22 protein-coding genes are annotated in these 21403 nt (G+C 47.4%); 11 read left to right on the top strand and 11 right to left on the bottom strand.

The genetic code is table 11. From position 1 onward, the window contains the following. The first annotated feature begins 62 nt into the window (after positions 1-62). Positions 63-1115, top strand: coding sequence for a quinone-dependent dihydroorotate dehydrogenase (locus ACI0FF_RS14015; RefSeq protein ID WP_419797417.1), 1053 nt, complete (start codon positions 63-65; stop codon positions 1113-1115). Between the two features lie 83 nt (positions 1116-1198). Here the strand turns inward: ACI0FF_RS14015 and ACI0FF_RS14010 are convergent, their stop codons facing one another. The 7 genes from ACI0FF_RS14010 to ACI0FF_RS13980 form a co-directional block, all read right to left on the bottom strand. After that, on the bottom strand, positions 1199-2158 hold the full coding sequence (locus tag ACI0FF_RS14010; protein WP_419797416.1) for an acetyl-CoA carboxylase carboxyltransferase subunit alpha: 960 nt from the start codon (positions 2156-2158) through the stop codon (positions 1199-1201). A gap of 109 nt (positions 2159-2267) precedes the next feature. After that, complete coding sequence (locus ACI0FF_RS14005) at positions 2268-3839, bottom strand: SulP family inorganic anion transporter (RefSeq protein ID WP_419797415.1); 1572 nt, start codon at positions 3837-3839, stop codon at positions 2268-2270. 154 nt (positions 3840-3993) lie between these two features. Continuing rightward, the gene (locus ACI0FF_RS14000) at positions 3994-5175 is read right to left on the bottom strand and encodes a diguanylate cyclase (protein ID WP_419797414.1); all 1182 of its coding nucleotides are present in this window, start codon (positions 5173-5175) and stop codon (positions 3994-3996) included. Between the two features lie 152 nt (positions 5176-5327). Further along, the gene (locus ACI0FF_RS13995; protein WP_419797413.1) at positions 5328-6374 is read right to left on the bottom strand and encodes an HpcH/HpaI aldolase/citrate lyase family protein; all 1047 of its coding nucleotides are present in this window, start codon (positions 6372-6374) and stop codon (positions 5328-5330) included. Between the two features lie 148 nt (positions 6375-6522). Next, positions 6523-7446 carry a site-specific tyrosine recombinase XerD gene (locus ACI0FF_RS13990; protein WP_419797412.1) on the bottom strand — a complete coding sequence of 308 codons (924 nt, stop codon included), beginning with the start codon at positions 7444-7446 and terminating at the stop codon, positions 6523-6525. Between the two features lie 20 nt (positions 7447-7466). After that, complete coding sequence (locus tag ACI0FF_RS13985; RefSeq protein WP_419797411.1) at positions 7467-9158, bottom strand: hypothetical protein; 1692 nt, start codon at positions 9156-9158, stop codon at positions 7467-7469. A gap of 48 nt (positions 9159-9206) precedes the next feature. After that, positions 9207-9347 (bottom strand): hypothetical protein, encoded by a 141-nt coding sequence (locus ACI0FF_RS13980; protein WP_419797410.1) that lies wholly within the window; start codon positions 9345-9347, stop codon positions 9207-9209. A gap of 187 nt (positions 9348-9534) precedes the next feature. Here ACI0FF_RS13980 and ACI0FF_RS13975 point away from each other — a divergent pair, with 187 nt between their 5' ends. The 5 genes from ACI0FF_RS13975 (at position 9535) to ACI0FF_RS13955 (ending at position 13739) form a co-directional block, all read left to right on the top strand. Beyond that, complete coding sequence (locus tag ACI0FF_RS13975; RefSeq protein WP_419797409.1) at positions 9535-10080, top strand: shikimate kinase; 546 nt, start codon at positions 9535-9537, stop codon at positions 10078-10080. Next, complete coding sequence (aroB, locus tag ACI0FF_RS13970; protein ID WP_419797408.1) at positions 10070-11197, top strand: 3-dehydroquinate synthase; 1128 nt, start codon at positions 10070-10072, stop codon at positions 11195-11197. The genes ACI0FF_RS13975 and aroB overlap by 11 nt, the downstream gene beginning before the upstream one ends. A gap of 29 nt (positions 11198-11226) precedes the next feature. Then, entirely contained in the window at positions 11227-12486 is a 1260-nt protein-coding gene (locus ACI0FF_RS13965) for an HlyC/CorC family transporter (RefSeq protein WP_419797407.1), read from the top strand. Between the two features lie 128 nt (positions 12487-12614). Continuing rightward, positions 12615-13070 carry a CBS domain-containing protein gene (locus ACI0FF_RS13960; RefSeq protein ID WP_419797406.1) on the top strand — a complete coding sequence of 152 codons (456 nt, stop codon included), beginning with the start codon at positions 12615-12617 and terminating at the stop codon, positions 13068-13070. Between the two features lie 102 nt (positions 13071-13172). After that, entirely contained in the window at positions 13173-13739 is a 567-nt protein-coding gene (locus ACI0FF_RS13955) for a DUF2889 domain-containing protein (protein ID WP_419797405.1), read from the top strand. Between the two features lie 84 nt (positions 13740-13823). Here ACI0FF_RS13955 and ACI0FF_RS13950 read toward each other — a convergent pair whose 3' ends face one another. After that, positions 13824-14141, bottom strand: a complete 318-nt coding sequence (locus ACI0FF_RS13950; RefSeq protein ID WP_419797404.1) for a ribbon-helix-helix domain-containing protein — start codon at positions 14139-14141, stop codon at positions 13824-13826. A 115-nt stretch (positions 14142-14256) separates the two neighbouring features. After that, complete coding sequence (locus tag ACI0FF_RS13945) at positions 14257-14535, bottom strand: BolA family protein (RefSeq protein WP_419797403.1); 279 nt, start codon at positions 14533-14535, stop codon at positions 14257-14259. Between the two features lie 208 nt (positions 14536-14743). Between ACI0FF_RS13945 and ACI0FF_RS13940 the strand changes: the two genes are divergently transcribed. The 5 genes from ACI0FF_RS13940 to ACI0FF_RS13920 all read left to right on the top strand — a co-directional run bounded on the left by ACI0FF_RS13940 (position 14744) and on the right by ACI0FF_RS13920 (position 19603). After that, positions 14744-15121: a helix-turn-helix domain-containing protein gene (locus ACI0FF_RS13940; protein WP_419797402.1), complete on the top strand. Its 378-nt coding sequence runs from the start codon at positions 14744-14746 to the stop codon at positions 15119-15121. A 116-nt stretch (positions 15122-15237) separates the two neighbouring features. Continuing rightward, positions 15238-15849, top strand: a complete 612-nt coding sequence (locus ACI0FF_RS13935; RefSeq protein WP_419797401.1) for a J domain-containing protein — start codon at positions 15238-15240, stop codon at positions 15847-15849. A gap of 15 nt (positions 15850-15864) precedes the next feature. Continuing rightward, the gene (gene cobS, locus ACI0FF_RS13930) at positions 15865-16863 is read left to right on the top strand and encodes a cobaltochelatase subunit CobS (RefSeq protein WP_419797400.1); all 999 of its coding nucleotides are present in this window, start codon (positions 15865-15867) and stop codon (positions 16861-16863) included. Continuing rightward, entirely contained in the window at positions 16863-18713 is a 1851-nt protein-coding gene (locus ACI0FF_RS13925) for a cobaltochelatase CobT-related protein (protein ID WP_419797399.1), read from the top strand. Before cobS ends, ACI0FF_RS13925 begins: the two co-directional genes overlap by 1 nt. Before the next feature lie 2 nt (positions 18714-18715). After that, the gene (locus tag ACI0FF_RS13920) at positions 18716-19603 is read left to right on the top strand and encodes an esterase-like activity of phytase family protein (protein WP_419797398.1); all 888 of its coding nucleotides are present in this window, start codon (positions 18716-18718) and stop codon (positions 19601-19603) included. Here ACI0FF_RS13920 and ACI0FF_RS13915 read toward each other — a convergent pair. Beyond that, complete coding sequence (locus ACI0FF_RS13915; RefSeq protein ID WP_419797397.1) at positions 19581-20798, bottom strand: tetratricopeptide repeat protein; 1218 nt, start codon at positions 20796-20798, stop codon at positions 19581-19583. The two genes, ACI0FF_RS13920 and ACI0FF_RS13915, sit on opposite strands and share 23 nt — an antisense overlap. Positions 20799-20945: 147 nt before the next feature. Next, positions 20946-21239 (bottom strand): 50S ribosomal protein L28, encoded by a 294-nt coding sequence (gene rpmB / locus ACI0FF_RS13910; protein WP_069189936.1) that lies wholly within the window; start codon positions 21237-21239, stop codon positions 20946-20948. Positions 21240-21403: the final 164 nt, after the last annotated feature.

The raw sequence follows: 21403 nt of genomic DNA, 5'->3' as shown, positions 1-21403 counted from the left end.
TTCTTGGCAGATTTAGATAAGTTCCCGCAGGTCAATTCATGCTCACCGAGGGGGAGACGAAAATGGGTCTGTACAAACTTGCTGCACCAATGTTGTATAAATTGTCGCCGGAGACATTGCACGGCATTGCCATAAAAGCATTGAAAAGCGGCATGATGCCGAAAACACCGCCTGTAACCGATCCGATCCTCAATCAAACCATTTGGGGGCTGGATTTTTATAACCCGACCGGATTGGCGGCAGGATTTGATAAAAATGCCGAGGTGCCGGATGCGATTCTAAAACAAGGATTCGGTTTTACGGAAATTGGTTCTGTCACACCGCGTGCACAGCCCGGAAACCCGCAACCACGCTTGTTCCGCCTGTTGGAAGACAAGGCGGTGATTAACCGTATGGGGTTTAACAACCAAGGACTATATGCGGTTGCTGAACGCCTTAAAAAACGCCAGCGCAAAGGTATTGTCGGGGCGAACCTTGGTAAAAACAAAATGCAGGAAGATGCGGTTTCTGATTATGTTGTAGGGACGCGTGCGTTGGCGCCGCTCTCTGATTATCTGGTGGTTAATGTTTCCTCACCCAACACGCCGGGTCTGCGCGCCTTGCAAAGTAAAGATCAACTGGCCGAATTGTTGAAGGCCGTTTTGATCGCGCGCAATGAAGTTGTTGAGACAGGTAAAGCCCCGTTATTGCTGAAAGTTGCTCCTGATCTGACGGATGAGGATAAGGCGGATATCGTCGACGTTGCGTTGGAAACCGGCATTGATGGGATGATTGTTTCCAACACCACAATTGAACGTCCGGATAGTCTGCGCAGTGAACATAAAGGCGAAGGCGGTGGTTTGAGCGGGCAACCCTTGTTTGAACCTTCAACGCAGGTTTTGAAAGAAATTGCCAAAATTGTGGATGGCCGTATTCCTTTGATTGGTGTTGGCGGGATTTCCAATGCCGATCAGGCTTATGAGAAAATCCGCGCTGGTGCATCCCTGGTCCAGCTTTATTCTGCTTTGATTTATGATGGGCTGGAATTGGTTGGGGAGATTAACCGAGGGCTGGTCGAACGTTTGATGGTCGATGGATATACCAATATTACACAGGCCATCGGGGCTGACTTATAGCCGATTATGCAAAACAGATAACAAAGAAAAAGGCTTGAGCGGTTATCCTCTCAAGCCTTTTTCTTTGTCTTAATATTCTAATCTTAAGCGGCGCTGAGGCGACCCATCGCAAGAAATTTCTCGCGACGTTTTGCTTTAAGAACACCGCCGTCATGCTGCAATTGTTGACGAATTGAGTTCGCCAAAACGCTACGGACAGACGCAAATGTCGTTTCATAGCTGCGATGTGCGCCACCCAGAGGTTCTGGGATTACATCATCAATAACGCCAAGACGGTGTAAATCTTGTGCTGTGATGTTCAGCGCATCGGCTGCCGATTCCGTATAATCGTTGGAGCGCCACAAAATAGAGGCGCAGCCCTCAGGTGAAATAACAGAATAAACGGAATGTTCCAGCATGAAGACATCGTTGCCACAGGCAATGGCGATTGCGCCGCCGGACCCACCTTCACCAATGACGATGGAGGTGAAAGGAACTTTGACTTGAAGACATTTTTCAATGGAACGGGCAATCGCTTCGGACTGACCGCGTTCTTCGGCATCTGCACCGGGAAATGCCCCTGCGGTATCGACGAATGTCACGATCGGCAAGTTAAAACGTTCTGCCATATCCATCAGACGTTGGGCTTTACGATAACCTTCGGGGCGCGCCATGCCGAAATTGTGTTTTACACGGGTTTCGGTGGTGTGGCCTTTTTCATGGCCCATGACGACAACGCTGTGACCTTCAAAACGACCCAAGCCCCCGATAATGGCGCAATCTTCGCCGTATAGTCGATCACCGGCCAACGGGGTGAAATCTTCAATCAGATTTTCAATGTAGTTCACGGTGTGGGGACGTTCCGGGTGGCGAGCCACCAGTGTCTTCTGCCACGGTGTCAGCTTGCTATAGGTGTTTTGCAGGAGTTTTTCCACCTTGTTTTGCAGGCGACCGATTTCATCGGCAATATTGATTTCCTCGCCAGACGCGCTGACATGGCGCAATTCCTTGATTTTGCCTTCCAGTTCGGCAATCGGCTTTTCGAAATCGAGATAGGTATGCATGGAAACCCCAAAAAACAGTTCATTTGTTCGGTGCTCAAACGGACAAAACCGCCAGCGCTCTTTTTGCGCCAGCGGTTTTGAGAATGCAAGCTTTTTAGTTCTTTTTTGACTATTTCGTCGGTGTGATATGATCGGCGATCACGCCGTCGCTTTCTGCCGGATAGTCAACAACCAGCCCATAATGGGGGTCTTCGATCACGTTGACTTCAACCATACTCCCTGCTTTTTCCAACAATATTTTACAGTCGGGACTTAAATGGCGCAGGTGTAATTGTTTTCCGGCACGCAAATAACGTTCTGCCAATGCATCAATTGCCTCCAGGCCGGAATGATCCCAAACGCGGGATTCTACGAAATCAATGACGACATCATCCGGGTCGTTTTTAGGGTCGAAGATTTCCTTGAAACTGGCAATGGACCCAAAAAACAACGGACCATGCAGCAGATAAACCTTGGATCCATTGGGCAGGATTTTGCTTGTGGCTTCAACGCGTTTGGCGGCTTTCCATGCAAAAACCAGTGCAGATACAATGACGCCGACGACAACAGCAATGGCCAGATCGCTAATGACGGTAACACCAGACACAAGGATTAGGACAAACGCATCAGTACGGGGGATTTTGTGCAGAATTCTGAATGAACTCCATTCAAACGTACCGACAACAACCATGAACATTACACCAACAAGGGCGGCCAGTGGAATTTGTTCGATAAGCGGGGAAGCGAACAGGATAAAGGAAAGCAGGAACAATGCCGCAGATATTCCTGACAGTCGTCCGCGCCCACCTGAATTCACGTTAATCATGGACTGCCCGATCATGGCACAACCGCCCATACCGCCGAAAAATCCGGTGGCAATATTGGCGGCGCCTTGTGCCAGACATTCTTTGGATGAGCGACCATGTGTCTCGGTCAGTTCTGCCACCAATGTCAGGGTCAGCAGGGACTCGATCAAGCCGATAGCTGCTAAAACAATGGCGTAAGGGAAGATGATATAAAAGGTTTCCAATGTCAGAGGAACGCTCGGAATATGAAATTCCGGTAATCCACCGGCAATGCTCGCCATATCGCCCACTGTGCGTGTATCCAGCCCCCCATAAATGACGATTAGGGAAATACCGGCAATGGCGGCCAGTGGCGCGGGGATTAAAGTGGTAATTTTCGGCAAGTATTTAATAATCAACATTGTTGCCAGAATAAGGCCGAGCATTAAATAAAGTTGATTGCCGCTCATCCACTGTAATTGTCCGTCTGCGCCTTTAGTTTTGAATTGGCCAAGTTGTGCGAGGAAAATCACAATCGCTAACCCATTTACAAACCCCAACATAACGGGGTGAGGAACAAGGCGAATGAATTTCCCTAAATGAAGGGCACCGGCGAGGACCTGTAAAATCCCCATCAAAACGACAGTGGCAAACAGATATTCTACGCCATGATCTGCAACCAAAGCCACCATGACAACGGCTAAAGCACCCGTCGCACCACTGATCATACCGGGGCGGCCCCCGAAAATGGCAGTGATTAAGCCGACCATAAAGGCAGCATATAGACCGACGAGAGGATGAACGCCAGCAACGAAGGCGAAGGCGACAGCCTCTGGAACAAGAGCGAGTGCGACAGTCAAGCCGGACAGGACATCAATGCGGGCGTTCGCAGATGCCTTAGAGACTAGATCAAACATAAAGGGGGGACCTCGAGTTTACTTTATTTATTGTGCAATGCAAAAAGTTACCCTGTCATAGCAATTTATGAGCAAGGGCGCAAACTTAAATTCCCGCAGGGCAGCAATGCGCAACCGCAAAGTCTTGAGATACTTTAATGTTTAAAATGCTTTGTTATGCAGCGATAATATCATTGAGATTGAGGTCTGGCTTCGGACCAACGCTTTTGTTACGCCCAGATTTTTTGGCCTCATACATGCGGTGATCCGCTTTTTCAACCATTTCGATCCAGTCTTCGCAACGGTCCAGGGACAGTTCACTGATGCCGATACTGATGGTGACCGGTCGTCCGTCCGGACGCTTGCCAAGTGTGACGTCACTTAGTCGGTTCAAAATGGGTTTTACAAATTCAGCCGAGGTGTTTGGCAGTAAAATTACAAATTCTTCTCCCCCCCAGCGAATGAGTTGGTCGGAACGGCGCAAGCAGCGTTGCAGACCCTCGGCCACTTGTTTGAGAACCATATCCCCCTGTTCATGACCAAATTCATCATTGACGGATTTGAAGTTATCCACGTCCATAAATAGGATGCTGAAGGGAACTTCGGTGCGTGAGGCAATGCGAAATTGCAAGTCCAGATATTCTTCGCCGGAACGACGGGTGAATGCACCGGTCAGCAAGTCTTTTGAGGCTTGATTGATCAGCGATATCATATAGTGTAACTGGCTCATACCGGAGAAAATCGAGACACCAATTACAAGGATCATCAGCCAGATGGTTGTGATGAAATCTTGCAGTTCAAAAGCGGCCTGTTGGGCCGCCCCCAACATGACGACAACCATGATACCGCAGCCGGTAAATAAAACTTCCAATGCGGTTAGGGGAAAGACGCTAAGACCGGCAACCACAATGAACGGAAGCAACGCATAGGCGCTGACGACGGCGGCACCAAAAGCATTGGTTTCCACATGCATTAAAAAAGGTTGGGAAATAAGATAAAAGACCGGTGGAATGGCCATCATGCCGCCTAAGAGAAGATAGGCATTGGGCAAGGTTTTACAGGAACTGTGTAAAATGTATAAAACAAAGAAAACAATGGCCGAGACAATCCGTAAGACAGCCAAGATCGCCCAAGTTGGCCAGGAAAAGGCAAAATAATCAATTCCGATCCATAAGGGGATCATAAGAGAAAACAGCAGCGACATCAATCCGACTCGACTTGCGATGATTTTCGCACGATGGCGGCGGATATGGGCTGAATGTGTAAACGGGAGAATAAGTTCCCGGAACTCATGGATGCGTTTAAATTCTTTGCGCAAAGAGTCTATCACAGACGTTTGGTTGCTACTGTTACCCATTGTCATGTCCCGCTGAAAGATCCAAATTTTAGAGTTATTATTGTGTGCGTCAAATAGCACAATTAAATTGTGGTTATCAACTAAAAGGAATTAAAAAGGCTCAAAAGTTGCTGTACTTTTGAGCCTTTCTAAGATGTTAGTAACTTTAAGTTTTAAAGCCCGTAAGCTTTCGCCAGTTCAGGGTCTTTTTCGGCAACCTGTTTGGCAAGGTCCACGATAACCTTGGCCTGTTTCCATGTTGCATCATCCTGCATTTTACCATCAATCATAACGGCGCCCGTGCCATCAGGCATGGCTTCGATGATGCGCAGGGCAAATTTGGCTTCGTCGATATCCGGGGAGAAAACATTCTTCGCGATATCGATTTGTTTGGGATGTAAGGACCATGCGCCCACACAACCGAGCAAAAAGGCATTGCGGAACTGGGCTTCGCAAGCGGCATCATCGGAGAAATCACCGAATGGACCATAGAAGGCTTTGATACCATTGGATTGACAGGCATCGACCATTTTCGCAACGGTGAAGTGCCACAGATCTTGTTGGTAATGTGTGCGAACTGCACCGTCTTCTGTGGCGTCCGACAGAACACCGTATGAGGGATGACCTCCGCCAACGCGTGTTGTTTTCATACCGCGTGAGGCTGCCAAATCAGCCGGACCGAGGCTCATGCCATGCATGCGCGGCGAAGCGGATGCAATTTCTGAAACCTGTTCTACACCGAGGGCGGTTTCCAAAATCGCATGGATCATAATCGGTTTTTTCACACCGTGTTTTGCTTCCAGTTGTGCCAAAAGCTGATCGACGTAATGGATATCCCACGGGCCTTCGACCTTGGGCAACATCAGAACATCCAGTTTATCACCGGCTTCGGCAACAATTTGCTGAACATCATCAAGGAACCAAGGGGAGTTTAGGCAGTTTACGCGGGTCCATAAGGAAGTGTTGCCAAAATCGTTATTTTTTGCCACTTCGATGAAGCCTGCGCGTGCTTCTTCTTTCATATCAGCCGGGATGGCATCTTCCAGATTACCAAGGATGACATCAACCTGCGAGATCATGTCGGGAACGCGGGCGCGCATTTTTTCGATATGCGGCGGGAAAAAGTGAATCATGCGCTCCAGTTTAACCGGGATTTCACGATAGGGTTGCGGGGCACCGATTGCCAATGGCTCGAAAAATTTCTTTGCAGGTTTTGTCATTTTTAAACGTTTCCATATGTTTTTAAGGAAAGCGATTTGTTCGCTTTTTAGTTTCTGGCGGCGATTGTGCATTGCGAAATGGCGTTGCACAAGTTTTTTCTGGCAAGAGAAAGAAAAAAGAAGTTACATTTGCAACCACTAATGATTTTTAATCATCTTCTGGATTAAAAAGCGCAGCCAGCGGGTGCTTATTTAACACCAGTTGCTTTTCTCGTTCACCAATCATATGGGTATAGATTGTTGTGGTTGAGATATCAGCATGTCCCAGCATTTGTTGCAGGGAACGCAAATCAACATCATGATCCAGCATGTGACTGGCGAAGGAATGACGTAGCACGTGGGCAGATACTTTTTTTGTAATGCCTGCATTGATTGCTAATTGGCGCAATTCCTTATCTAAGGTTGCGCGGGTCACGTGGCCTTCTTTTGCACTGGGCGCGGGGAATAGCCACGGGCTTTCTTGTGCATCTCGCAAAAATTCATGCCGGATGTTTAGATATAACTGTGTTGCCTCAATGGCTTTTTGGGCAATGGGGACCATGCGTTCCTTGTTGCCTTTACCTGTGACAATCAGCATGCCAGATTGACGGGTAAAGGCAGCGAGGGGCAGGCTGACCAGTTCGGATACTCGCAAGCCGCAAGCGTATAAAATATCAAGCATGGCCGAGAGACGGATATCTTTGGGCTGCTGTTTTAAACGCGATTGTTCCAGCAGTTGATTGACTTCTTCTTCACTTAAAAATTTGGGCAAAGGGCGACCTTGTTTCGGACTGTCTAGATTGGCAGCCGGATCATCCGGGCGAATACGTTCCCCATATAAAAACTTATAAAATTGTTTGAGGGCGGAAAGGCGGCGTGCAGCGGTGCGCGGTGCATATCCACTGTCGTGAATTTTCTTGATGTAGCGCCGTAAATCTTCTGTTGAGGCTGTTTCCAAACGTTGCGCCAAGCTTTTAAGAAAACTTTCCAGCCCTTCAAGGTCACGTCGATAACTGTCTAATGTGTTCGGGGCTGCGCCGCGTTCAACGGACATCATTTGTAAAAACGAAGTGATGTGACGCGACGGTTTCATAAGCAGACCTTGTTCAGTATCTAAAATCCTGTTTGTAAAAAAGTTTCCACAGCAACGGCGCGCGCATCTCGTTCCAGACCAACCATGCGCAATGCTGCCAAGGCATCATGCAAGAAGGTGCTGTCCATTTCGCCTGCTTTGGCTCCGTTAAAGGCAAGTAAAGTCATGAGAACGGTTTCACCGAGACGGTTTTGGCTTGCAGCTTCATTCATTTTAACCCAAAGACCTGTTTTAGGCGACTGCCCATTTGTAAGTTTCGGGCCCTGTATCATATCCAGCCACAAGGTATTTGAAATGTTTTGTCCCATGCCATCGATGATGGAAAATAAAAGAGCTGCTTTTTTATAACTTTGCGGGATTTTTTCCTGTGCGGCCCACCAGTGGGTCAAGGTTTGATGAACGGCTTCTGGCGCAACGTCAAACCCGGCTAAAACGGCCAATGGGCGGATGGCAACCCAATGTTTGGCGGCTTCACTATCGCTGAAGGCGGCGTTTCGAAGCATCAGATACCAGGATTTTGCACTTTCCCAATCACCAGCCCCTAACAGGGCGCGCATGGCTTGTGGGGCAAACCATAACATGTCAATACCATGGGGCAATTTTGCAATCATCGGGCTGTAAAGGCGGGCAATGCTGAAAAAATTACCGTCTTTGTCGGCGAGTTCAAATGCCAAGGCGATGGTTTCACTTTGGACAACAGGAAGTTGGCCTTCTTGGGAACTGACCTGATAGAGTAAGGCTTGTGCTTTTAAGGTGTCGAGTTTTTCGGCGCTGTCCAGTGGATTGGCCAGCTCGTCGTCGCTAAATTTCACATGCAGGAAAGCTTCTCTCAGGAAATCTGCGCTGGCAAGGTTAAGCTCAACCGCTTTTTGCGTGGCCTCAATGTCACCTGCTTTGGTCAGCATGCTTAAAATCAAAGGATTGTCACTGTTGCGAATATCACGGGACAAAATAGCCTGACTGGCCTTGATTAAGGCAATCTGCAACGGCTTTGGTGCAGGCAGGTTCTCAAGGGTCGGGCGTTCGCCAACGTTCAGGCCTTCCATCAATCGATAGAAAACAGGATCGTTATCACCGCCGTCACGCAATAAATTAAGGGACAGCATTGCCCGGTCATTTTGTTTGGCAAGCAGACGACAAAAGGCCAGTGTTTTGATCCAGAAAGGATCGCTGCTTTCTTTGGAACCTGTGGCAGCCAATGCGCAAGCCTCAGACACATTGTCATCAAGCAAATGCGCTTCGGTCAATTGCATTTGCAGCGTGTCTTGGCGTTCGTTCTGTGGCGCGCTGCGGATTAAGGAAATCACATCTTTGATCTGCCCCATATCGGCCAATTTTTGGGCGCGCAAAGCAAGCAGGGAAATGTCTGTTTGTGAGCCTTGTGGTGGTTGGGCTGCACTTAAGAGCAGGCGTCGTTGCAGAATGCGCAAATAAGGTGCAGAGGGGTGCGCTGGTAAGTCTGTGATCAAGGCTTCGACGAAGGCACGTTCACTGTCAGACCACATATCCGCCGGAAAGGCTTGTGATCCGCTGAGCACGCCGAGGGCTTCTTTATCAACGCTGTCCAGTGAACGTACATTGATCCCACCGGATATGGTTTTCATGGGAACAGGGGTGACGTTCGGGGTCTCTTGTTCTTCCTGCATAATTTTACGCGGGGACAAGGTACGGGGACTGTTGTCTTGTGCATATCCATTGGTCAGGGAACCCATGAGAATGGAAACGCATACGGTAGCTTTGAGAAAGAAACGCATGTTCATTTAACGAGGAAAACGGTCATCGGGCAGGGCTTTACTGACTGGAGAGGTCGGGGCCGGAATATCCCACGTTGCCAGAAAAACACCGGCACCACCAAGGACCAGCAGAATAAGGATGAGGAGAAATTTTGAAAATGCCTTCATGGGAGGTTTTCGTCTTCTTTTCTTTTCGTGAATAACGATCTTTGCGCGCAGTCTAACCGTCTCTTTCAACAGTTTCAACGGTGCCGATGAAGAATTCTACTTACGAAAATATAAAATCTTAATTAAAGTAGGCACAAATTTTAAAATTAATTCTATTTTGAAACGGATAAAGGTGTCAGATCAACAAATGAAACTCAAGCTGCCCAAAGGTCGATCCCTTGTTCTTGTGGGGTTGATGGGCGCTGGGAAGTCCTGTATTGGGCGTAATCTTGCGCAATATTTCGATGTTCCTTTTATAGATGCGGACCGTGAAATCGAAGAAGCGGCAGGCTGTTGTGTCGCCGATATTTTTGAAATTTACGGTGAAGCGGCCTTTCGAGACGGGGAACGCCGTGTCATTAAACGTATTTTGGAAGGCGAACCTTGCATTTTGGCAACAGGGGGTGGGGCGTTTATGAATAAGGAAACCCGTAAACTGATTGGCAAAACCGGAACGAGTCTTTGGCTGAAAGCGGATCTGGAGGTGCTGATCAAACGCACCACGGGGCGTAAACATCGCCCGTTGCTGAATCGGGGTAATCCTGCAAAAATTTTGCGCAAACTGGTAGAGGAACGCTATCCGGTTTATGCTGAAGCCGATATTACGGTTGAAACCCGCGATGAAACACAAGAGTCCACGGTTGCCCGTGTGATTGCCACTTTGGATGAATTGAGTCGAACACATGACGATTGATAAAAAGACATTGCATGTCGCCCTTGATGAACGCAGCTACGATATTATTGCTGCCCCCGGTGTTTTGTCGGATGCGGGCAGCTATTTTTTACCGCTTTTAAAAACAAAGCGCGTGATTATCGTGACCGACAGTAACGTGGGGCCGCTTTATCTGGATCGATTGGGGCAGTCACTGACAGATTCGGGGATTGCCTATGACGCCGTTACGTTACCGGCAGGTGAAGCGACCAAAAGTATGGCGCATTTTGAACAATTGCTGGAAGAAATTCTCGCGATGGGAATTGAACGCGGCACAACGTTGATTGCACTTGGCGGCGGGGTGATTGGCGATATCACGGGCTTTGCCGCCAGTACGCTTTTGCGTGGGATTGATTTCATTCAGGTGCCGACGACGCTTTTGTCACAAGTGGACAGTTCGGTCGGCGGCAAGACAGGCATCAATGCCAAGGCGGGAAAAAACCTGATCGGTGCGTTCCACCAGCCGCGACTGGTGCTAATTGATACAGAAAGCCTGAACAGTCTGCCTAAGCGCGAACTACTAGCGGGATATGCCGAGGTTGTGAAGTATGGCCTGCTGGGTAATATGGATTTCTTTAATTGGCTGGAAGAAAACGGTAAAAAACTGGTTGATGGGGATCAGGATTTGCGTCGTGAAGCCATTTTGCGTAGTTGTGCAGCAAAAGCGGATGTTGTGGCGCAGGATGAACGCGAAGGCGGGGTACGTGCTTTGTTAAATTTGGGGCATACCTTTGGGCATGCGCTGGAAAAAGAATGTGGTTACGATGGTGGTTTGTTGCATGGTGAAGCAGTTGCCATTGGTATGGTCATGGCATTTGAATATTGTGCTGCCCAAGGCCTGTGTCCGCAAGAAGATGTTATCCGGGTGAAAGAACATCTTTTATCTTTACATATGCCTGTGGATTTAAGCGCTTTGCCGTGTGAAGATTGGACGGCAGAATTGTTGATGAAACATATGTTGAAAGACAAAAAAGTCAAAGATGGTAAGGTCATGTTTGTTCTTGTGCGCGGGATCGGTCAGGCTTATCTCAGCCGCGATGTTGAAGATCTGGCCTTGAAAGAATATCTGGACGATTTGTTAATCCGATCAAAATCATAAGAAGGTTCCTTTTTATAAGGAAGATGTAAATGACGATTATTCTAGGTGCTATTTTTCTATTGATCTTGTTTTCCGCTTTTTTTTCCGGTTCGGAAACGGCGTTGACGGCAGCATCACGCCCGCTTATGCATCAGTTGGAACAAAGCGGAGAAGATAGCCGTGCGAAGATTGTTAATCGCCTTCTCGACTCCAAAGAGCGCTTAATCGGTGCAATTTTACTGGGGAATAATCTGGTTAACATTCTGGCATCTGCTTTGGCAACCAGTGTTATGATCCAGATGTTTGGCGAGACAGGGGTTGTTTGGGCAACCTTGATGATGACTGTTGTCGTCTTGATTTTTGCTGAGATTATGCCGAAGACCTTTGCCATACAAAATGCAAATCGCATGGCACTGGCGATTGCCCCTATCATGAAGGTGCTAGTGTACCTGCTTGCACCGATTACCATGACCACCCAGTTTATTGTCGCCGGCACCTTGCGATTGTTTGGGGCCGGGCAATCAGAAGATGGTGCGCAGTCCGCTGAAGAACTGCGTGGGGCTATTAATTTGCATGATGCGCAAAATGACGAAGCCATCAGTCAGGAACGCACAATGTTGCACAGTATCCTGGATCTCAACGAGGTTGAGGTCGGGGAAATTATGACACATCGTAAGGCCGTGGTTATGATTGATGCCAACCTACCGGCCGAGGAAATTGTTGAACAGGTTCTGGATAGTCCCTTTACCCGTATCCCAGTTTATCGGGGGGAGCCGGACAATATTATTGGCATTTTACATGCAAAAGCCCTGTTGCGTGCTATTCGGGCACAGCAAGGGGAATTGACAGGTCTAAAAGTTGAAGATCTCGCTTCTAAAACCTGGTTTATTCCTGAAGCAACAACGCTTTTAGGGCAATTACAAGCCTTTCGTGCCCGTCGGGAGCATTTTGCCGTTGTGGTAGATGAATATGGCAGCGTAATGGGTATTGTGACATTGGAAGACATTCTCGAAGAAATTGTCGGGGATATTGAAGATGAGCATGATGACGCGGTGGAAGGGGTACAACAGCAGGCGGACGGGACATATCTTGTGGACGGCGTTGTAACAATCCGTGATTTGAACCGGGAATTTGAATGGCGTTTACCCGATGAAGAAGCATCAACCATTGCAGGGTTGTTGTTACATGAGGCACGCCGCATTCCTGAAGTGGGCCAAATTTTCCACTTTTTCGGTTTTCGTTTTGAAATCCGGGCGCGCCAAAGAAATCAGATTACGTCTATCCGTGTTTTTCCACCGGATAGTGATTGATTTACCATAGGTAAAATACATTTAAATTAGTGTCTTTATAAAATAAGATTTGAAACTGTATTTTTCACTCCCCACGTATAAATCGTCCTGTTTCTCAGGAAAATTCTTGTTCATAGGGAGGAACATATATGCAAAGAAAGATCGTACCAGACGTTATTAAGGAATGCAGATGCACAACAGTGACAGCCGATAAAACGGTTCGTGAAGTTGCTGTTTTGATGACGGCTGAAAATATTGGGGCTGCTATTGTCGTGGATGACGGTGGGCTTGTTGGTATTATAACGGAACGCGATTTGATGCGTAAAGTTATGGGTGCAAATCAAGACCCTGATGTGATTACCGTTGGGGATGTCATGACACGCAATCCAGATACGATTACGGGTGATTGCCTGAGTTCGCAAGCATTGGAAATGATGGTGGAGAAAGGATATCGTCACTTGCCGATTGTGGATGCAACGGGAAAACCCATCGGTATGGTGTCACAACGTGATCTTTATCAAGCCGTTCAGGAAAGCTTGGCAGAAGACCTGCAAGCCTGTGAAACATACGTCCATGGCGGTGAAAGCTATGGCGTGGGGGCTTGACCTCAACCCTATATGGGCTTATTCAAACTCTGTAATATCGAAATAGCTGTATGGCAAAACCGTACAGCTATCTCTTTTTGTCCCAGTAAAAGGAAATGTTTCATGCCTTTACCGACACCCGCAAAACGGACACATCAGCATACCCGTCAAGTTACGTTTACTGGGTACGAACGTGAAGACGGTTTGTTTGATATTGAAGGTCATTTGGTCGATACCAAAACCTATTCTTTTCCCAATCAGGATCGTGGGGTTATTGAGGCGGGCGAACCCATTCATAATATGCAACTGCGCATCAGTGTGAATGAGGAGATGGTTATTCAGGATGTGGCGGCTTGTATTGATCATAGCCCGTTTAATGTCTGTGATACCATTACGCCGGCTTTTGAGGTGCTCAAAGGTATGCAGATCGGTCCAGGATGGAATAAAAATGTACGGGCAAAATTGGGTGGCGTAAAGGGATGTACGCATTTGGTTGAAATGTTGGCACCACTGGCAACAGCGACTTATCAAACCTTGTATCCGGCCCTGAAACGTCGCCGCGAGGCACAATCTGCGGAAGAACGTTTAAAGGATCGTCCGGCGATGATTGATGGCTGTCATGCAATGGACAGTGCAGGATCATTGGTGAAGGAACGATGGCCGGAACATTATGTCGGTGATGAGGCATAAAAAAAGGCAGAGCAAAATGCCCTGCACCAAAGTCATATAAAATAGACATTGCGGCCTGCACCATGCAGGCCGTTTTTTATTACGTTAGCCTGCTGCACGAAAAAGTTGGCGCAGGCCTTCGCTCATTTCGTCTTGATTTTGAACAGGAGTTTGATTAGCTGGTGCCAAATCTGTTTGCACGCCGTCAATTTGGGCTCGTAAATAGGATACGATAAATGCCCGAATAGCGGATGTGCGGTTGGAGCGAGGTTTATACGTACTGATCCATGTGCAAAGTGAATGGACATCGGTGTGTTCTTGCTGACATATCAGATCGAGTGCGGACCACATTTCCGGTTCCAATCTGAAGCTGGTGCGTTGTCCAGACACGACAACATTGCGGCTAATGAGTGATGGTAGCATTTTTTTCTCAACGGTTTTTATTATTGTGACCTTCTTCATTCTAAAGTATGAGAAGTATTGTGCACCATAAAATGTAAAAAGACGATTGTCAATCCAACCTACATTTGTGGTAGGTTTAGCGCGCATCATACTCCTTTTGGGTAAGTGTCTTTAAAACCAGAGCATGAACGCGCTCTTTCATTTCTACAGCTAATACGTCATAAACCATACGTTGACGTTGTACGCGTGAAACCCCCTCAAACTTGTCAGATACGATTAGAAGTTGGAAGTGGCTTTCGCCTTCTGGGTTGGCTCCCGCATGGCCGGCATGGCGGAAAGATTCGTCTTCAAGTTCTAGAATACATGGTGAAAATTCGCGTTCCAGCTTTTCTATCATCACTTTTGCAACGGACATGAGAATTCCTTTTTTTAACTAATTGGTTGATTTTGTGTGTTTAACCCGTACGGGGTAGTTCAACTTATGGGTTACGGAATGTAAGACTTGATAACTTTTTTGCAATACTATACTAAGGAAGTATAACAAAAAGTATTAGACTTGAGGGTCTTTTGAAAATTCGGATGTTCTGAATTGTAAAGTTTTTGAGAATGGGAGCTATAAGCCGATGTCGGATATAGTAAACAAAAAAAGAGCGGATGATGTCGATCGGTTCGTCGGTGAGAAAATTAGAGAACGTCGTATTATGTTGGGCCTGACCCAGCAGGAATTGGCGAAAGGGATCGGTGTGACCTATCAGCAGGCACATAAGTATGAACAGGGTGTAAACCGTGTTTCCGCCGGTCGTTTGTTTGAAATTGCCCGTATGTTAAATACACCGGTTGAATTCTTTTTTGATGGTGTTGGCGGTGAAATTCAACGTGAAGCCAATCCACGCGAACGCATGGGATTGGAATTGTCGCGTCATTTTTCCTTGATTCGTAACGAAAAACATCAGGAAGCACTTTCTAGTCTGGCTCGTGCATTGGCAGACGAAAGACGTTAAAAGAGGCTCAAGTTTTAATATCCGGTGATATTTGTCTCACCGGATATTTTTTGCCTCTTTTTCAAAACGCCTCGACTTGTTATAAACGGCTTTATGTCCCATATCGGGATGGAACAATGTCGATAACGGGTTTGATTTACGTGTCGTTAAAAAATGATCTTCGCTTCAATAGCCGTTTCTGGGAAGAACCGGAAACTGAAATTGCGCCTGATGCTCCAAGATGTGCATGGCCCGATTGCGATGGCTTTGGCGAGTTCAAGGCACCAAAATCCCGTGATGATTTAAGATCTTACCATTTATTTTGCCTTGATCATGTGCGCGAATATAATCGGCGCTGGAATTATTACGAGGGCATGAATTCTGCGGATGTCGAACGCGATATGCGCAAGGATTATACGTGGGATCGTCCCAGCTGGAATTTTGGCACCTTTCGCAAAAATCCGGGCGGTGGCGGCGGATTTAAAGACGATTTTGGTTTTTTCAATGAAGATGGCAGCTTTAAACGCGAGCCTGAAGATGATTATGCCCAGTTCAACTTGGAAGAACGTCAAGCCTTTGCCTTGATGGATTTAAAATCGGATGCGACCTTGCAGGAACTGAAATCGCGTTATAAAGTCCTTGTGAAAAAATATCACCCCGATGCCAATGGCGGCGATAAAGAGGCAGAAGAACGCTTCAAAATTATCAGCCAAGCCTATACATTGCTTAAAAACGTTATCCTCGATTAACAAAGAAAAGAAATTATGACCGAAGTTGCAGGCAAGCACGCCTTCCCCCTGAATGCACCCGATACGACTGTCAATGTTCGCGATACTTTTGGTATTGATGTGGATATGGATGTTCCCGCTTTTTCCCAAGGCAATGAATATGTGCCGGATGTGGATCAAAGCTACCGTTTTGACAAAGAGACAACGTTGGCGATTCTTGCCGGTTTTGCCCATAATCGTCGTGTGATGGTGCAAGGGTATCACGGTACGGGAAAATCATCCCATATTGAACAGGTTGCCGCCCGTTTGAACTGGCCGTGTGTGCGTATCAATCTGGATAGCCATATCAGCCGGATTGATCTTGTGGGTAAAGATGCCATTGTTTTGAAAGACGGCAAACAGGTAACGGAATTCCGTGAAGGGATTTTGCCTTGGGCGTTACAGCACCCCTGCGCCTTGGTTTTTGATGAATATGATGCAGGCCGCCCGGACGTGATGTTTGTGATCCAGCGTATTTTGGAAGTTGAAGGTAAATTGACATTGCTGGACCAAAATCGTGTGATCCGTCCGCACAGCCATTTCCGTATGTTTGCAACGGCTAACACAATCGGTCTGGGCGATACCACAGGCCTGTATCACGGCACTCAACAGATTAACCAGGGGCAAATGGACCGTTGGTCAATTGTGCAGACCTTGAATTATCTGGCTCATGATGCCGAAGTAGATATTGTTCTTGCAAAAATCCCGGCACTTGATAATGCCGAGGGGCGTAAAAATGTCAGTGCGATGGTTGAACTGGCGGATCTGACGCGACAAGGCTTTATCAACGGTGATATTTCAACCGTTATGTCACCGCGTACTGTCATTACATGGGCGGAAAATGCCGCGATTTTCGGCAATGATCTGGCCTATGCGTTCCGCGTCACGTTCCTGAATAAATGTGACGAGATGGAACGTCCCGTTGTGGCTGAATTCTACCAACGTTGTTTTGATGTGGACTTGCCATTAAGCGCAGCGCGTGTGGCCTTAAGCTGATGCAGGAAGAAACACGCGACCTTTTGAAACGGGTAACCACGGCGACCGTAAGATCATTTTCCGGCGAAGCGGAATTGATGGTCAATTACTCGCCGGGGGCAGCTAGTGTTTCCAAAATGGCGGTGCGTCTGCCGATGCCGTCGCGTGGGGCGATATCTGCAAGTGATCTGGAACGGTTGCGCGGGACGGCGGATGCCGCCAGCTTGCGCCTGCGTTTTCACGATGCGGCTTTGCACCGTGCGAAGATGCCAAGTGATGCAAATGCGCGCGAAGTCTTTGAACTGGTTGAACAAACCCGTGTGGAGGCTTTGGGCTCGCGGCGCATGAAAGGGGTTGCACAAAACCTACGCACCCTTTTGGATACGCGCTGCATGGAAAACGGTTGGGGCAATGCCCTAAATCGCGAAGATGTTCCGATAGCACAAGGCCTTGCCTTATTGGTGCGCGAACGCCTGACAGGTGTGGATTTACCGCCGGTGGCCCAGAAGGCCGCTGATATGTGGCGCCCGTTTCTGGAAGAACATGGCGAACATGTGTTGGATGAACTGGTTGCCAATGCGGATGACCAAAAATCTTATGGTGAAGCTGTTTATCGTTTTCTGGAAGAACTGGAACTGATGGAACCACCCGGTGGTGATCAGGAAGAAGAAGAAAATACCGGCGACAGTAACGAGGTCGAAGGTGAGGACAGTGCCTCTGATCAAGAATTGCAAAGTGTCGGCTCCAGTGGTGATACGGCAGATGATATGGATATGCCGTCAGCCAGTGACGATATGGGCGGTATGGACGCTGAAGAAGATCAGGATGGTGAAGAAGACGACAGCGAGCCAGGCCAGGGTGAAGAAAGCCCTGCCGGTCCGACACGTAGGCCTAATTGGCTAGATCCATCACAGGCCTTGGCCATTGATTATAAAGCCTATACGACAGAATTCGATGAAGAGATCGAAGCCGGTGATATGGCGGACGAAGAAGAGTTGGAACGTTTGCGTCGCCAACTTGATATGCAATTGGCGAACCTGCAAGGAGTTGTCGCCCGGATTGCCAATCGTCTGCAACGCCGTCTCATGGCGCAACAACAACGGTCTTGGGATTTTGATCTGGAAGAAGGTTTGCTGGATGCCGCCCGTTTGGCACGCATCGTCGCCAACCCGACACATTCCCTGTCTTATAAATGGGAAAAAGAGACCGAGTTCCGCGATACGGTTGTGTCCTTATTGATTGATAATTCCGGTTCCATGCGGGGACGTCCGATTACTGTGGCAGCCATCAGTGCCGATATTCTGGCGCGTACGTTGGAGCGGTGCGGGGTCAAGGTTGAGGTTCTCGGTTTTACCACACGAGCATGGAAAGGCGGTAAATCGCGCGAGAAATGGATGTCGGAAGGTAAAACTCCCAATCCGGGTCGCCTAAATGACTTGCGCCACGTTGTTTATAAACCGGCAAGTGTGCCGTGGCGTCGGGCCAAGAATAATATGGGCCTGATGTTAAAAGAAGGTTTGTTGAAAGAAAACATCGACGGCGAGTCTTTGCTTTGGGCCTATAAACGCCTGATGATGCGTCCGGAAGAACGTAAAATTCTGATGGTGATCTCAGATGGGGCACCAGTTGACGATTCAACACTTTCGTCCAATCCGGGCAGCTATCTGGAAGCACATTTGCGCGAAGTGATCGAATGGATGGAAACCCGCACACCTGTGCAATTGACCGCCATCGGAATTGGCCATGATGTGACGCGCTATTACCGAAATGCGGTGACACTCAGCAACCCGGAAGACCTCGGCGGGACCATTTTGCAAAATTTGGCGGATATGTTTGACGCGAAACTGGATCATATGCATCTAAGGGGATAAAAATGCGATATATTCTTTTTTTCATGTTGGTTTGGGCAATCCCTGCTGTGGCGGAACCTGTCAAGGTCTGGAAAAAAGAGGTTCCTTTTGCGCCTTTTCAAAATGAACATCTTAAATTGTTGTCTGTGACACAGTTGGAAGCCGATAGCAGCGACTTTGGCGGCTTGTCAGCTTTGTTGAAAAAAGAAGGGCAACTGCTGGCGGTAAGTGATCGCGCCCACTTGTTTCAATTTAATCCCGATATGAGTCTGGTTGACATCGTGCCCTTGTTGGAAAAAAACGACGATGAACTGGACGGTGATCATCGTGTCGATTCTGAAAGTCTGGCTGATGCAGGCGATGGTCTTATCTATGTTTCGTTTGAACGTGACGATCGCATTGTGCCTTATAATCTGGCTGGATATGTGATGGGGAAAGAACTACCGCTTCCAAAAGAAGTTTATGATCTGCCTTTTAATGATGGATTGGAGGCGGTTGAAGTTTCTTCCGATGGGCGTTTGGTTATCGTTGCAGAAGGCCCAAAAGACGCGCCGTCGACCTTCCTTTGGGTGCAAGATGAGGCAAAGGAATGGCAGGCGTATAAACTTCCGCTTAGCGATGGCTTTCGTCCAACTGGGCTGACGCGTTTACCGGATGATGAACGTATGGTTCTTCTGGAACGGTTTTACCGTCCTTTGCAAGGTGTTGCCATCCGCTTGTCGGTGTTGAACGTAGAAACAGGTCAACGCGAGAAGGTGCTGGCAACGTTGCGCAGTCCCACTCCGTTGGATAATTTTGAAGGAATTATTGCCGAAAAAAATGAAAAGGGAGAGACGATTCTGACCCTGATCAGTGACGACAACTTCAGTCCCTTGCAACGTACTTTGCTTATGAAACTTCTTTTTCTTTAAGATTGTCGAGGGCGGTTTGCATTTGTCGTATTCGAGGGGTGACATCTGCATGAATCGCAATCTCTAATGATTTTTCAAAAAAAACTTTTGCATCTTTTATATGACCTTCTCGTTGTTTTAAAAAACCGAGATGTGCGTACTGAGTCGCTTTTCCTTCCTGTCGATTGATGGCGATATTGATATCTAGCGATCTACGTAAATAGGTTTCTGCGAGTGAAAAATTTCCTCGGCGAATTTCTATTAAACCAAGATTGTCGTATTGCCGCGCGACCCCATCTCTTCGATCAAGTTCCTTATGAATATTTAAGGCTCGGTTGGTGTATTCTTCTGCTTTTGCCAAATTGTTTTCTTTTCGCTCTACGATCCCTAAATTACCGCTTTGACGCGCGATACCAAGAGGGTGTTCCAGTTCGAAATTTAACTCAAGAGCCTTCTTATGGAGCTTTCTAGCTGCTTCCATTTGGTTCTGTCGGCGAGCTAATAGACCGAGATTCCCATATTGTCGGGCCATTCCTTTTTGATTGTTTCTTTGAATATGAATATCTAAAGCAGATTGATGATGGGCTTCGGCCTTTTGGTAATTGCCGCGTGTTTTTTCAAAAAGACCAAGATTGCCAAATACTTTTGCAAGAATCCGAGGGTCTTCGCACTCTGTCAGGATTTTGTTATACGTTTGTTCTGCTTTCTCCATCTTGCCAAAACGGCGATACAGGTTGCCGAGATGGTTTAGTGCAGAAAAATTGCGGCTGTCGAGTTTGATGGCTTCTTCCATATATTCGGCCGCTTTTGAATAGTCTTTAAATTGGCTGAGAATACCCAAGTGATAAGCAGCTTTAGATGCTATCTTATTATGGCTTTCTGCACTTTTATTATGATTTTTTGCAATGTTTGTTTCAGTGTTCAGGACTTTGAGAAGTACTTGTTCTGAACGTTTGATAATCCCATCTTGCAATTCATTTTGTATATCATGTTGATCGGATGGAGTTGCGTTTTCTAAAGCGCCGAGAATTGCGTCTTTTACCTGTTCTTTTTCAAGGCCCTGGGCTTTAAGAAGTAAATTAAGTTTGGAGACTATATCTTCAATTGTCGCATTATCGGGCTGTGTGAACCCCCAAAGACCACCTGAGCATTTGCTGATGACATTACTAATCATGCCTGCGAGTGTGCTTTGCAATATTAAATCAATTAATAACATGCAACCTTCCTTGTTTAATTAAACTTAAAGGAAGGTTGCTGTGCAATCAATGGTTTTATGCGTTTATGTCTATAAAATCCAAACGCAAAGAAGCCGCCTCTTTTGCAAGTAGGCGGCTTCTTTGTAAACTGTAACTAAAAGGCTGAATTAAGCAGCTTTTTTAGCTTGAGCTTTTTTAACACGGCTTTTCAAACGGCGTGCTTCGCGCGGCAGCTTGTCGGCTGCTGTGTCAAGCAAGTACGCATCCAGACCGCCTTTGTGTTCGATCGTACGCAGTGCAGAAGCGCTAACGCGCAGGCCAACGGAAACGCCAAGGGCGTCGCTAACCAGAGTTACGTCTTGCAAGTTCGGCAAGAAACGACGACGAGTGCGGTTTTTAGCGTGGCTAACGTTGTTGCCAGTTTGAACGCCTTTACCAGTAAGTGAGCAGCGACGTGCCATAATACAAATTCCTCAATCTCATAAATACTGAAGGTGGGGCCAGACATAGTCCCGCCCTCAAGAGAGACCCGCCTTTTACGGAAAACAACTGCTCTCGTCAAGGTGAATCTGACTCTATTTATCAATAAAATTATTCTTTGTGGGAAAGCTGTCAAAAAAGCCGC

This window comes from Terasakiella sp. 4MB5A (assembly GCF_050058155.1).
Classification (GTDB): Bacteria; Pseudomonadota; Alphaproteobacteria; order Rhodospirillales; family Terasakiellaceae; genus Terasakiella; species Terasakiella halodenitrificans.
The sequence above is the reverse complement of the archived record's forward strand: the minus strand, read 5'-3'. Positions and strand labels throughout refer to the sequence as shown.

Coding starts and splice junctions, on each gene's coding strand:
- ACI0FF_RS13980 (WP_419797410.1), bottom strand. CDS start 9,347: ATGAAGGCATTTTCAAAATTTCTCCTCATCCTTATTCTGCTGGTCCTT.
- cobS (WP_419797400.1), top strand. CDS start 15,865: ATGACCGAAGTTGCAGGCAAGCACGCCTTCCCCCTGAATGCACCCGAT.
- ACI0FF_RS13945 (WP_419797403.1), bottom strand. CDS start 14,535: ATGTCCGTTGCAAAAGTGATGATAGAAAAGCTGGAACGCGAATTTTCA.
- ACI0FF_RS14015 (WP_419797417.1), top strand. CDS start 63: ATGGGTCTGTACAAACTTGCTGCACCAATGTTGTATAAATTGTCGCCG.
- ACI0FF_RS13990 (WP_419797412.1), bottom strand. CDS start 7,446: ATGAAACCGTCGCGTCACATCACTTCGTTTTTACAAATGATGTCCGTT.
- ACI0FF_RS13995 (WP_419797413.1), bottom strand. CDS start 6,374: ATGACAAAACCTGCAAAGAAATTTTTCGAGCCATTGGCAATCGGTGCC.
- ACI0FF_RS14000 (WP_419797414.1), bottom strand. CDS start 5,175: ATGGGTAACAGTAGCAACCAAACGTCTGTGATAGACTCTTTGCGCAAA.
- rpmB (WP_069189936.1), bottom strand. CDS start 21,239: ATGGCACGTCGCTGCTCACTTACTGGTAAAGGCGTTCAAACTGGCAAC.
- ACI0FF_RS13985 (WP_419797411.1), bottom strand. CDS start 9,158: ATGGGTTCCCTGACCAATGGATATGCACAAGACAACAGTCCCCGTACC.
- ACI0FF_RS14010 (WP_419797416.1), bottom strand. CDS start 2,158: ATGCATACCTATCTCGATTTCGAAAAGCCGATTGCCGAACTGGAAGGC.
- ACI0FF_RS13935 (WP_419797401.1), top strand. CDS start 15,238: ATGTCGATAACGGGTTTGATTTACGTGTCGTTAAAAAATGATCTTCGC.
- ACI0FF_RS13950 (WP_419797404.1), bottom strand. CDS start 14,141: ATGCTACCATCACTCATTAGCCGCAATGTTGTCGTGTCTGGACAACGC.
- ACI0FF_RS13955 (WP_419797405.1), top strand. CDS start 13,173: ATGCCTTTACCGACACCCGCAAAACGGACACATCAGCATACCCGTCAA.
- ACI0FF_RS13960 (WP_419797406.1), top strand. CDS start 12,615: ATGCAAAGAAAGATCGTACCAGACGTTATTAAGGAATGCAGATGCACA.
- ACI0FF_RS13925 (WP_419797399.1), top strand. CDS start 16,863: ATGCAGGAAGAAACACGCGACCTTTTGAAACGGGTAACCACGGCGACC.
- ACI0FF_RS13940 (WP_419797402.1), top strand. CDS start 14,744: ATGTCGGATATAGTAAACAAAAAAAGAGCGGATGATGTCGATCGGTTC.
- aroB (WP_419797408.1), top strand. CDS start 10,070: ATGACGATTGATAAAAAGACATTGCATGTCGCCCTTGATGAACGCAGC.
- ACI0FF_RS13920 (WP_419797398.1), top strand. CDS start 18,716: ATGCGATATATTCTTTTTTTCATGTTGGTTTGGGCAATCCCTGCTGTG.
- ACI0FF_RS14005 (WP_419797415.1), bottom strand. CDS start 3,839: ATGTTTGATCTAGTCTCTAAGGCATCTGCGAACGCCCGCATTGATGTC.
- ACI0FF_RS13965 (WP_419797407.1), top strand. CDS start 11,227: ATGACGATTATTCTAGGTGCTATTTTTCTATTGATCTTGTTTTCCGCT.
- ACI0FF_RS13915 (WP_419797397.1), bottom strand. CDS start 20,798: ATGTTATTAATTGATTTAATATTGCAAAGCACACTCGCAGGCATGATT.
- ACI0FF_RS13975 (WP_419797409.1), top strand. CDS start 9,535: ATGAAACTCAAGCTGCCCAAAGGTCGATCCCTTGTTCTTGTGGGGTTG.